The sequence below is a fragment of the Acinetobacter sp. Ac8 genome (assembly GCF_055392545.1).
On sequence record NZ_AP043689.1, the window covers coordinates 1,851,692 to 1,863,748 of the forward strand.

At 37.7% G+C, this 12,057-nt stretch carries 10 protein-coding genes; 8 read left to right on the forward strand and 2 right to left on the reverse strand.

Annotated elements, in window-relative coordinates; genetic code table 11:
• Nucleotides 1-221: 221 nt before the first annotated feature.
• The 5 genes from ACZ5QH_RS08650 to ACZ5QH_RS08670 all read left to right on the forward strand — a co-directional run bounded on the left by ACZ5QH_RS08650 (nucleotide 222) and on the right by ACZ5QH_RS08670 (nucleotide 7,688).
• The gene (locus tag ACZ5QH_RS08650) at nucleotides 222-743 is read left to right on the forward strand and encodes a sigma-70 family RNA polymerase sigma factor (RefSeq protein WP_209826368.1); all 522 of its coding nucleotides are present in this window, start codon (nucleotides 222-224) and stop codon (nucleotides 741-743) included.
• Complete coding sequence (locus tag ACZ5QH_RS08655) at nucleotides 744-1,757, forward strand: FecR family protein (RefSeq protein WP_303577005.1); 1,014 nt, start codon at nucleotides 744-746, stop codon at nucleotides 1,755-1,757.
• A 275-nt stretch (nucleotides 1,758-2,032) separates the two neighbouring features.
• Nucleotides 2,033-5,167: a TonB-dependent receptor gene (locus ACZ5QH_RS08660; RefSeq protein WP_303577006.1), complete on the forward strand. Its 3,135-nt coding sequence runs from the start codon at nucleotides 2,033-2,035 to the stop codon at nucleotides 5,165-5,167.
• 201 nt (nucleotides 5,168-5,368) lie between these two features.
• Nucleotides 5,369-6,130 (forward strand): Slam-dependent surface lipoprotein, encoded by a 762-nt coding sequence (locus ACZ5QH_RS08665; protein ID WP_004820661.1) that lies wholly within the window; start codon nucleotides 5,369-5,371, stop codon nucleotides 6,128-6,130.
• 67 nt (nucleotides 6,131-6,197) lie between these two features.
• Complete coding sequence (locus ACZ5QH_RS08670) at nucleotides 6,198-7,688, forward strand: surface lipoprotein assembly modifier (protein WP_303577007.1); 1,491 nt, start codon at nucleotides 6,198-6,200, stop codon at nucleotides 7,686-7,688.
• A 133-nt stretch (nucleotides 7,689-7,821) separates the two neighbouring features.
• On the opposite strand, the gene ACZ5QH_RS08675 is transcribed toward ACZ5QH_RS08670, so the two are convergent.
• Nucleotides 7,822-8,517: an alpha/beta hydrolase gene (locus ACZ5QH_RS08675; RefSeq protein WP_303577008.1), complete on the reverse strand. Its 696-nt coding sequence runs from the start codon at nucleotides 8,515-8,517 to the stop codon at nucleotides 7,822-7,824.
• Nucleotides 8,518-8,718: 201 nt separating this feature from the next.
• On the opposite strand from ACZ5QH_RS08675, the gene ACZ5QH_RS08680 reads away from it, so the two are divergent.
• Entirely contained in the window at nucleotides 8,719-9,615 is an 897-nt protein-coding gene (locus tag ACZ5QH_RS08680) for an AraC family transcriptional regulator (RefSeq protein ID WP_303577009.1), read from the forward strand.
• A 230-nt stretch (nucleotides 9,616-9,845) separates the two neighbouring features.
• Nucleotides 9,846-10,223 (forward strand): hypothetical protein, encoded by a 378-nt coding sequence (locus ACZ5QH_RS08685; protein WP_244015699.1) that lies wholly within the window; start codon nucleotides 9,846-9,848, stop codon nucleotides 10,221-10,223.
• A gap of 97 nt (nucleotides 10,224-10,320) precedes the next feature.
• On the opposite strand, the gene ACZ5QH_RS08690 is transcribed toward ACZ5QH_RS08685, so the two are convergent.
• On the reverse strand, nucleotides 10,321-11,556 hold the full coding sequence (locus tag ACZ5QH_RS08690) for a pyridoxal phosphate-dependent aminotransferase (protein WP_303577010.1): 1,236 nt from the start codon (nucleotides 11,554-11,556) through the stop codon (nucleotides 10,321-10,323).
• A gap of 221 nt (nucleotides 11,557-11,777) precedes the next feature.
• Between ACZ5QH_RS08690 and ACZ5QH_RS08695 the strand changes: the two genes are divergently transcribed.
• A complete protein-coding gene (locus ACZ5QH_RS08695; RefSeq protein WP_004721316.1) occupies nucleotides 11,778-11,957 on the forward strand; it encodes a hypothetical protein in 180 nt (59 codons plus the stop codon).
• Nucleotides 11,958-12,057 lie beyond the last annotated feature (100 nt).

Consider the following 12,057-nt stretch of genomic DNA (forward strand, 5'->3'; position numbering starts at 1 on the left):
CGGAATTTAAACTGAATGATAACCAAGATACTGAGGTTCAATGGGCATTAACTATTGATAATTTAGCCTTATTTTTTAAGTATATTAAATGCTCAAATAGAGCATAAGGATGTACATGAACTAAAAAATAATCATATATACGGGGATTTTCTCTCAGGGTGTCTTGACATTTAAATGATAATTATTATCATTTAATAGACCATCAAAGAGTTGATCCTATTGTGAACAAAAATCCTGCATTTGTAGATCAATTGTACCGTAATCACCAATCTTGGTTGCATCAATGGCTTAGAAAAAAAGTAGGCAATAGTGAGCAAGCCGCAGATTTGGTACAAGATACGTTTATTAAAATTCTGCAAACGCGTGATGAACTTTTTGGAGTAAAAGAACCTCGTGCATATCTGGTGACTATTGCCAGAAATTTAATGATTGATCAGGTGCGCCGTAAGCGCATAGAGCAAGCCTATCTGAATGAATTAAGTCAGATGGAATATATTCTGGATACAATTCCTTCACCAGAAGATCAGCTTCAGATTGTTCAAGCGATTGACCAGATTTGTCAGGCTTTGATACGCGTCTCCGAAAAAGCACAACAAGCTTTTGTGCTCCATTATTTTGAAGGTTTAACCCATAAAGAAATTGCAGAAATCATTGGTGTTTCAACCAAGATGATTCAAAAATATCTAGCAACTTGCCTTGTGCAATGCTACGCACTGAAACAAGAGAAGGATTTGTTTGAGTAAATGATTGAAGAAGAGAAGAGTAAGCAAAAATTAATCGAAGAAGCAGCGGAATGGATTGTGCTGCTGAGTACCGATGATGACTTACTCAAAAGAACAGTGCAAACAGATTTTGATGCTTGGAAAAGCAAGAGTCCACAACGCCAAAAAATTGCTCAAGATATCGAGCAATATATTACTTCGATTCAAAAACTGGCACAGAATCCACAACAACAGAAAATGACCCAATCTGTATTAAAAACAGGTTTACATAGTGCCCGTAAGCAAAAAAATATGCGCTATGGTGGAATTTTAACGGTGATATTGTGTTGTGTAGGGGGTATTTATAGTTATTTTATTTATCATCCAGTGTCATATCTAACCGCTGATATTAAAAATCATGCGGGAGAATGGACAACTCAAACCTTAGCAGATGGTTCACAACTTAAACTCAGTGGTCAGAGTGCGGTTAATCTAGACTTCTCAGCAAATCAGCGTGTTGTGGAGTTGGTTCAAGGGGAAATATTTGTAGATGTGGCCAAAGACAAAGCCCGTCCTTTTATTGTCAAAACCCAACATGGTCAAATTGAAGCATTGGGAACTGCATTTAGTGTTCAATATCAGCCAGACGCGACTGGGCTTAAAATGCTACATTCCAAAGTGAAAGTGCAGTCATCGAAACAAGAGTTAGATCAAACCAAAGCATCTTCTGTGATTGTGACAGCAGGGCAAGAAGTCATACTTGATCGAAATGGTATACAACCTATACATACTTTTAATTTATACAATGAGCAGCAGAAATGGAATCAACGGCATTTGATTGTTGAAAATATGTCTTTGTCAAAAGTGCTAAATGAGTTGAATCGAAACAGCAAAGAAAAAATTATATTTAACGCTGCAAAGTTAGAAAAAATTAAGGTCAATGCTGTATTGCCTTTAGATCATACCGAAAGTGCATTGCAATTATTAAGCAGTGTATTCCCTCAGCTAAATGTCTATCAAATCACCCCATATTTCACAGTTGTGACTTTGCAATAAACAGCATGATTTAAGCACTTGGTTTGAATCATGCTGTTTAGCTTTAAATTAAGCCTAAAATTTTAGGCTAAAAATACATATCGTTTTTAAAAATGATTGATAAATATGACAAATAATAATCTTGGAAAAATAAAAGATAGATAATTTAAATTTATTTTGAATAAACGGTTCCACTTTTTCAATTCTTGTACGTCATAGTAAGTAGAAGCAAATATTAGGAATACATTTAATTTAATATATTGAATGATTCTTATTTACATTTACTGGGGCGTAAAATGAGTGAAGCTGTCTGCGGTCAAAAGCATCCAAAATATTCTTTCAAAGTGACATCATTGGCATTGGCGATTCATCTCGTTTGTGTGGGTGTGGCAACAACAGTCGCGACACAAAGCAGTTATGCGCTCAGTACAGAAACGCAGTCATATCATATTCCAGCGGGTTCACTTGCCAGTGTTTTAAATACCTTTGCTGAGCAAGCGGGGACCTCGATTGCAATTGATGCAAATCAGCTCAAAGGTAAAAGTAGCTTAGGTTTAAGCGGACAATATAATTTAGAAAACGGCTTTCAACATATTTTAGCAGCAACCGAGTTTACTGTGGTGAAAGTAGGAAATGGCTATATATTGAAGCATGTGGATAAAGCTGAAATTAGACCCATACCAGTACAATCTCAGCCTATGACATCAGATCAAGAAAATGTCGTACAACTTAGCCCAATGACTGTTTTTGGTACAGTCAGTCGCGATACAAAAGGGCAGAATGATGTTTATGATCAAGATATTTCTAGCGTCTATGCCAGCAAAGAGCAAATAGAACGATATAAAGGTGCTCAGCCAGCAGACTTATTCAAGGGAATGGTCGGCGTATACAGTGGTGATGCCCGAAACAGTGGTGCTTTAGATCCAAGTATCCGTGGTGTTCAAGGACCAGGACGTGTTCCTGTCCTTATTGATGGGACAGAACAGGCACTCACTGTATGGCGTGGTTATAACGGTGCGAATAATCGGAGTTATATTGACCCTAATTTAATCGGTGGGTTACAAGTCATTAAGGGGCCTTCCATCACACGCAATGTAAATACAGGTGTGGGTGGTGCGGTCGTTATTCATACTCTAGCTGTAGATGATGTTTTAAAGGAAGGTAAAAATTTTGGTGGGGAGATAAAAGTAGAAACCAGCAGCAATGCAGTGAAACCTCGAGAGCCTCAATTACTCACAGGTCAAAGCATTTACGATAATCCAAATTATCCAGCTACAGGAACGGACTGGCAAGGCAATCCAGTGTTCGAGCCTTATTATGATCCATCCTTATTTAAAGTAGCACGACAAAATAAAGAAAATAATATTTATTCAGGCGATGATGTTGCAACACGTATTGCTTTGGCAGGACGTAGTGATAATTTTGAAGTTTTGGCTGCTTATGCTTATCGTAATAAAGGCAATCACTTTGCAGGGAAAAATGGCAGTGATTTTTATGATAAACCTGCCACAGGACGATTTAATTACGTTCCATACCTTGCCAAAGTTTACCCAGGAGGTACAGAAGTTCCCAATACATCCCTTGAAACAGAATCTTATTTGTTAAAAGCGGCGTGGAAACCTACAGATGAACAGCGTTTAGAGTTCGGTTATCGGGACAGTTCAATCATCAATGGAGAAATTTTACCTTCACGAATTGCTTGGGGTGAAGTCGTCAAAAATAAAGCAGGGGTACCACAATGGCCTTTAAGTCATATCAACTCTAAAGCCTATAATATGGAATACAAATATCAACCTCAAAATAATAATTTAGTCGATTTCTACGGCAATATTTGGCGGACTGATACCAAGAGTCATACCTATAGTTCAGGTGGATTTCCCAATGATACCAATGCAAACTTGGGTGTTTTTGTGAACAGTGCTACCGCAAATTCAGACAATACTCGCCAAGGAATGACCCTAAGTAATAAGTTTAAATTGCTGTCTAATCTGGGTTTAACTGTTGGGGGGAGTTTTCAAAAAGAAAAACTCAGTTCGGATGATATTTATAAAGACCCGAATATTAACGGAACAAATTCGGGTTATAGGATGTTACCGAGAGCAGGTCGTCGAGAAGAAAAAGAATTTAATTTTAACTTTGACTATCAACCTGTCTCATGGCTGAATTTAAACGCAGGTGCAAGATATCAAAACTATTGGGCCTTTGATGATTTTCTTAATGAACGAGTCAATGCGGGTGATCCCCAGTTTAGCCTGATTAAAAAAGCCACGGCATTAAGTATGACTTATTTTACTAAACGCCCAAATATGACACCAGAACTTGAACAGCAAACACGAGAAAGTATAGAGGCTCTTGCTTTAGCGGAAGGTTGGACTGATGAGCGCAAGCAGGCTCGAATTTTAAGTCGAATTTATCAGAAATCTAATAAAATTGATTACAAAATGGATAACCGTGGAAAATTAACCATTGCCAATAATCCCTTTTTAAATGGGACCTTAGTACAAGGTCGGGATTATGGATATTATTCTGGTAGTGGCATTCCTAGCGGTTATGAAGATATTGACTTAACAAAAACAGGTGTGCAAAAAAGCAAAGATCATGGTTGGACACCGACAGCGTCAGCAACGGTTAATTTTAGCCCCAATAGTCGAATGTATTTACGTTATAGCGAAGCTTATAGAATGCCAAGTATGTTTGAAAGCACGATTGGGTTTTCTGGAACCTTAAGTGGTTATAAGTTACAACCAGAGCATGCATCAAATTATGAACTTGCCTATGTTCATAATCTATCTGAGTTATTTAAAAACAGTAGTTATGCAGATATTAAATTGGCTTACTACTATAACAAAACTAAGAATGCGATTGAGCGTAGTCCAACTTTGGCATTTAGCAATGTCGATAGTCTTACTACAGAAGGGTTGGAACTGCAAAGTCGCTTTGACAATGGGCGTTTCTTTACTGACTTAAGTGCCAATTATCGTTTTAAAAATAAAGTTTGTGATGAAAACTCAGCGATGCTTTTAGGGGCGAGCCACCAGTTTTTATTAAATCGTTGTGTTGATGATGGATTTGTAGGCGGATATTTAGTCAGTATGGCAACCCCAAAATATTCAGTTAATTTAACACTTGGTGGACGATTCTTTGATCAAAAACTTGAAGTCGGAACTCGTGCGAGTTATCACCATAAGTATGAAAATCCTGAAACGAAAAACTATAACGATATAGAGATGAGTTATTACGCCAATACCCCTTTGGCATGGAACTCAATGACCATTGTGGATGCTTATATCAATTATCGACTTAAACAAGACACCTTATTTGAACTGGTGGGGACTAATCTCACTGACGAATTCTATATTGATCCATTAACTCGTTCGGCAATTGCAGCACCAGGTCGAACATTTAAGCTAAGCATTACCCATAAGTTTTAAGGAACTTAGAGGTAATTAACCAAATTTATTGCACTTGGTGCAATAAATGTGTGGAAAATAAGACACGTACTCCTTGATTTTACACTTGAATTTAAAAATTAAAATCAGTGCAGCATATGTTTTATTTTTAATGATAATCATTAAGACTTTTATTTTTATTCTTAATGATAAAACTTTAAAACTCATATCGAGGAACTTAAAATGAAACTTCAATCTATCTCATTGGCTATTTTACTATCTGTTGGTTTAGTGGGTGTTGCACAAGCAGCTGTTGTAGGTGAATCAAGTGATATTGGTAATATTGTAGTTGGTTCTACAGGTTCACTTGGACCGACTCATCCAAACTCAGGTGTTGGTTTTGGTGTTAACACTCTTTATAACGGTGCAATTGTTGCATTCTCAGGTTTTAACGGCTATGCAGATGGCAATGGCGTTGTACGTCTAAGCCCGTACTTACCTGGGCTTCCAGCGTCTCATGCTGGGATTGGTTATGCTAACTATAAACAAGTGCCTACACAAGACGTTTGGTTTGGTGAGTGGAATGCCGAAGCCAAAGATGCCAGCGGTAAGCGTTTAGGTACGGTTGATCCAGCAACACACACTGTTTATTACAATGGTAAAGATGCGGATACCAGCGTACCGTCTACAGGTACTGCAAATTATAGTGTTCAAGGTGTCAATAATTATAATGGCTCTAATTTATTGTCAGGTACTTTTACTGCTAACTTTGCAACCAAACAGTTGACGGGTTCATTGAGCGATAGTTCACGTACCTTTAATTTGGGTACTGCAACAATTAATAACGACGCAACGATTAGTGGTTCAAATGCATCTTGGACGACTAATCCGTCAGCTGGTGCAGGGACAGTTTCAGGTCAATTCTATAATAGCCAAAGCAGCTTAGCTGGAATTGCAACATTTAACAATAATGTGCATGACGTTGCTTTTGGTGGAAAAAAATAATGATTTAAATGAGAAAGGCTTACTTCGGTAAGTCTTTCTTTTTTTATTCTATCTGGTGAGTTTATAGATGAAAAAAATAGTATTGCTTGGTGCCGTATTGCAGTGTGGACAATGTGTTTATGCAGCGGATGATACCAGTATCAGGTTAAATCAGGAAATTAGCCAACAGCAATATCAAAATGATAAGAAACTACTCAAATCAGAAGACCCTAAGAACACACAAGCATTACCGAATCTGATCATACAAGGTCAAGAATATGTGGTTAAGAATGAACCCGCAGAAGTTGCATATGCACTTTACTTGGCAGTGATGCAAAAACAATGGCAAGTGGCTTTAAGTTATCTTGAAAAATATAAAAAATTTCCAAATTATGATCAGGCTTTGACTGAGTTCGCTGAGGGTGTCATGGCACGAACACAGGGGAATTTAAGTTTAGCTGAGAGTAAACTTAAACATAGCCTAGAGATTCAATCCAATAATTTAATGACCCAACTTGAGCTGGCTCGTGTCTACACCGAACAACAAAAAAATCAGCAAGGTCAACAGTTATTTCAGCAGATTCAATCTCAACTTGCTCTGTCTACAGATCCCGCTGCCCACGGTATTGGTCAAACCGTAGAGATGTATCTCAAAGGGCTTAAACAACGAGATGAATGGCATGGTTCATTGGCTTTTGGTTCACGTTATGCCAGTAATGTTAATAATGCTTCCGATAAATACGACATCATTACGTATTATGGCATTGACCCTGAGACTAAGAAGGTCGTTCCTATTGAACAAGTAAAGCGTGGCACACCTGACGCGATCAGTGCGCAAGGTTTGGACTATGAAACGACCTTAACTAAACGATGGTCGCTTTCTGGACAACATGGTATTGCATTGCGTGGATTATTCTATGGTCAAGTTTATCCAGAGCAGACTGATTATAATGAATTAACTTTTAATTTAAATGCGGGTTATAGTTATTACAACGAACGTAATCAAGTCTTGATTGCACCCGTATTTGAACATAAATACTATGCCCACGACCCACTCTATAGTGCCTATGGGCTAAGGGGTGAGTGGATGCGTTTTATCTCCAACGACAAAGCTGTCAAGTTAGAAGCCGAAATGAAAGATATAAATTATTCCCAATATAAAGGCCAAGATGGTTTGGAATATTCTGTCTATTCAAGCTTTTGGAAAATTTTACCGAAAAACTGGACGCTATTTGGCGGACTGGATTTTGTCGACCATAATACCCAAGAACAATATTTTACGGCTTATCAACAACAAGGCGTGCGTTTGGGCCTTTCCAAAAACTTTGACTCAGGTTTTAACGCAAATTTATTTAGTTCTTTCCGTTGGCGTCAATTTGATAAATTTACTCCAGTGTTGGAGGCTAGACGACATGATTTTGAACAAAATTATACTTTAATTCTAAGTGCACCACGCTGGGCTTTTTATGGTTTAACACCTAATCTCACTTATCAATATAATCAAAATAACAGCAATGTAGAGTGGCTATATTCTTATGATAAACACAATGTCAGTTTAAAGCTGGAGCATCGGTTTTAAAATATTGTAGAGGTTTTATTACTGAATTCTAATTTAGGCATTTATATAGCCAAATTGAATTTCAATAAATCTAAGTTTTAAATGGGTCTAAGATATAGAGGAAATCCTTTGATTCCCTCTATTCACTCATCATTTATTGAGCAAGAAAGCTGACAGCTTCCTCAATCAAGTCTGAAATTTCTTTTGGATGTGATGCCAAAGAAGCATGGCTTGCATCTAACGAAATCACTTTTTTTGCATTTAAGCGTGCCGACATGATTTTTTGATTTTCAGGGTGGATCATTCGATCTTGAGTCGAGATTTGATACCAAGATGGTTTCGTTTTCCATGCTGGCGTGGAAATCGTATCGGCAAAAGTGCTTGCTACTGGCGCTTTTTGGGTGACACCCATTGCAAACCCTTCATCTTTGGTTAAATCCTGACAGAAACTTTCATGGAATTTATCTGCTTTAAGCCAGAGATAACCATCACTGTCTGGTTCTAAGTTTGGTGCAGCCTCAGGTAAATGTTGTTGAGTAATGCCACCAGGGCTTTCGTTTGAGTCAGGTGCAAAAGCAGCAATATAAACCAGACCTACCACATTCGCTTGATTGCCAACTTCAGTAATTACAGCGCCACCATATGAGTGACCAACCAGAAGCACATCTCCTTTAACTTGCGCAATCATTTTTCTTGTTCGTTCAACATCTTCAGCCAGTGAGCTAAGCGGGAGTTCTACTGCACGTAATGATTCATAACCTCGGTGAGACAGCTCAGTTACGACTTTACTCCAATGAGCAGCGCCTCCCCAAAATCCGTGTACGAATATAATTGTCGGTTTATTACTCATGTGTGTCTCCTAGCTAAATGCTATTGTATTTGTTGAGCTAAATGATTGAAGACTTTTTGTATAAAGATTGGATAGATACTGAATGTAATTTTTATACTCAAAAAAGCTTCTATAAATGATTATTCATGTTTAAATTCACTTTAACAATAACAGAAACACCAATGTTTTTGCAGAAACACTTTTTAGGAATTGTGACAAAGAATGAGAGATGAATATGCTGAAAAAAGTGCTTTAACGGATATATTCTTTGATATTTATCAGTTTGCAAAAATATCAGGTGAGATCTATGACTTCGCGCGATTTACAGATCAACAACAGTTAAGCTTTAAACAGGATTATGCATATATCCATATTGTTCAGCAGGCGACATGCAGACTTAAAGTAGCAAACTCTAATCTAGATCTAGTTTTAAAAGCAGGGGATATTATTGTTCTACCTTCAACTGGAGAACACACGATTGAATTGTTGGATGCTGAAAATCAAGCAGCCGCTGTGATTAGCTGTATTTTTAAACTTAGTGGAATTTATGGTGAAGCTATAATCGAGGGGTTGCCTCGCTATATCCATGTCCCATCGCACAATGATACTGATAAAATTGCAGAATGGGTGCCAATGACTGTTTCTGCGATAAAGCTTGAGCTTGAACATCCTAGCCTTGGTAGCCAAGTGATGCTTTCACGGATTATCGATCTTCTATTGGTGTGGTCAATACGATTTTGGTTGGCAAAGGCAACCATTGAACATAAAAGCTGGATTGTTGCTTTACGTGATCCCACGATTAGTAAAGCATTATCTTTGCTGCATGATCGTCCTGCTTATGCATGGAATGTAGAAAATTTGGCTCAATCCACCCATCAATCACGTTCAAGTTTTGCTAAAAAATTTGTAGAACTGGTGGGAGTTTCACCAATTCAATATTTAAAAAATTGGCGGATGAGACTGGCAGGCCAGTTTCTAAAAGAGACAGACAAAAATATCTTTCAAATTGCTGAATTAGTAGGATATAGCTCACAAGCAGCATTCACTCGCGCTTTTACACAAACATATGGATGCGCACCGAAAGTATTTAGAGCGTCATTGATACAAAGTGATCTATAAATACAAATGATCAACTTTAGTTTTTTATGCTTTAAAACGCGCTTTAACACTGAATTGTACTTAGCCAAACTGATCTGGAACAGCAATAAAACTTAAAGATTTAGGCTAGGTTTTAGATTTTTATTAAAGACTTGCTTAGATTGGTTAATGTCATAAATGTAATTCCCAAGACCGTGAATTGTATAGTTTCGGCCTCTAGAATGAAATGATATCTCAATGGGAAGAATGACATGAAAACTTTAATCAGATTAGCTGTTATTGGTCTTTGTAGTGTTTCAAGTTTAAGTTTTGCATCACATCAAAATACGCAAGAAATACGCATTGATCACTTTGGTACAGGTAGCGATGGAGATAATACGTCAGGTCTTTTATTGAAAGAGCCAATAAAACTGGTGCCTTATTCAAAGCTTGATCAAAATAAGGAGCCGCGAATTGAACATTATGGCACAGGCAATGATGGAGACAATACCACAGGGTTATTATTAGTCGATCATGAAAAGTACTATGTGGCAAACACATCTGCTGTGCAAGTTGATACTGTACGTATAGATCATTACGGTACTGGAAATGATGGAGACAATACCACGGGCTTGCTCCTCAAAGATTGATTTACAAAAATATAGAAGCTTGTTGATAAGTAAGATCAACAAAGATAAAAAAATGGGTGTAATCAATACACCCATTTTTTATTTAAACCAACTAGTATTATTGTGCTGCTTTTTCAGCTGCGATTGAAGCAATTGCTGCATTAATACCGTCAATAGAATCTGCAGCTTTTTTAATACGAGCAAGTGCATCAACAAGTACTTCATCAGCAGTTGCATAAGAAATACGCATATAGCCGCCTAAACCAAAAGCATCACCAGGAACAACAGCAACACCAGTTTCTTCCAACAACCATTCTGAGAATTCTGTGCAAGATTTTAAACCTTTTGCACGAATCAAAGGACGAATGTTGGCATAAGCATAGAATGCGCCATCAGCAGGTAAGCAGCTAATCCCTTGAATTTCATTCAAACCATTCACAACTAAATCATGACGACGTTTGAATGCTTCAATCATCGGTTGAAGTACATCCTGAGGACCATTCAATGCAGCTTCAGCAGCAACTTGTGAAATCGAAGTTGGGTTTGAAGTTGATTGTGATTGGATTTTTTTCATTGCGCCAATCAATTTTGCAGGTCCTGCTGCATAGCCGATACGCCATCCAGTCATTGCATATGCTTTAGATACACCGTTAAGCACGATAACACGCTCATAAAGATCAGGCGCTACAGTCGCAATATTGTAGAACTCATCATCCCAACGGATCGGCTCATACATATCATCAGAAGCAACATAAACTTGAGGATATTTACGGAGCACTTCTGCTAAAGCTTCAAGCTCAGCTTTGCTGTAGATCATGCCTGTTGGGTTAGAAGGGCTATTTAAAACCACCAAACGTGTTTTGTCTGTAATCGCAGCTTCTAGTTGAGCAGGTGTAATCTTGAAACGTTGTTCTTCACCACATTTCACGATGACAGGAACACCTTCAGCAATGATCACCATATCTGGATAGCTTACCCAATATGGTGCAGGAATAATGACTTCATCGCCTTTGTTTAACAAAGCAAGTGCTAAGTTAAAGAAAGACTGTTTACCACCACAAGACACTAAAATCTGATTTGCAGCATAGTCAAGATTGTTATCACGTTTTAGCTTCGCAATAATTGCTTTTTTAAGGCCTGGTGTACCATCAACAGCGGTATATTTGGTAAAACCGTTGTTAATCGCTGTAATAGCAGCATCTTTGATGTGTTGTGGGGTGTCAAAATCTGGTTCGCCAGCGCCCAATCCGATTACATTTTTACCCGCAGCTTTTAATTCAGCAGCTTTGTTGGTAACAGCAAGCGTTGGAGACGGTTTGATGGCATTTACACGATCAGAGAGACGTACGTCCACGGCATTATTCCTTCTTATAGGGATTAAAAAAATAAAAAGCACATTATCATAGCCTAATTTTTCATGTTTGGTCGTCTAATATCTATGCAAATTCAATAAATATTCATCAAAAGCAGAAATTAATGTATCAAGAGAATACAAATAAAAACGAAAGTTTAAGAGCACTCGCATCAAAGCTGAAATTTACGTACAATATAGCCAGTTAAAATTGAGTGAATCACATGAGCACCCAAAATACTCCCAAAAAGAAGCCATTGGTGAATTTACCATTTCCAATGCCATCATCTTTAGAAAATGATGATGATGTTGCCCACAACAACGTCCGTCCTAAACCTGAGCAATATGCAGATCGTACTTGGATGCCACCTCGTGGTACACGCCGTTCGATGGGAAAACGCTAAGTGTTTGAGATATAAAAATAGGTGCTTGATGCACCTATTTTTATAATAAGAATTAAAAAGAATATTTTTATTAAGGCTATAACATTTATCCTTATGGATT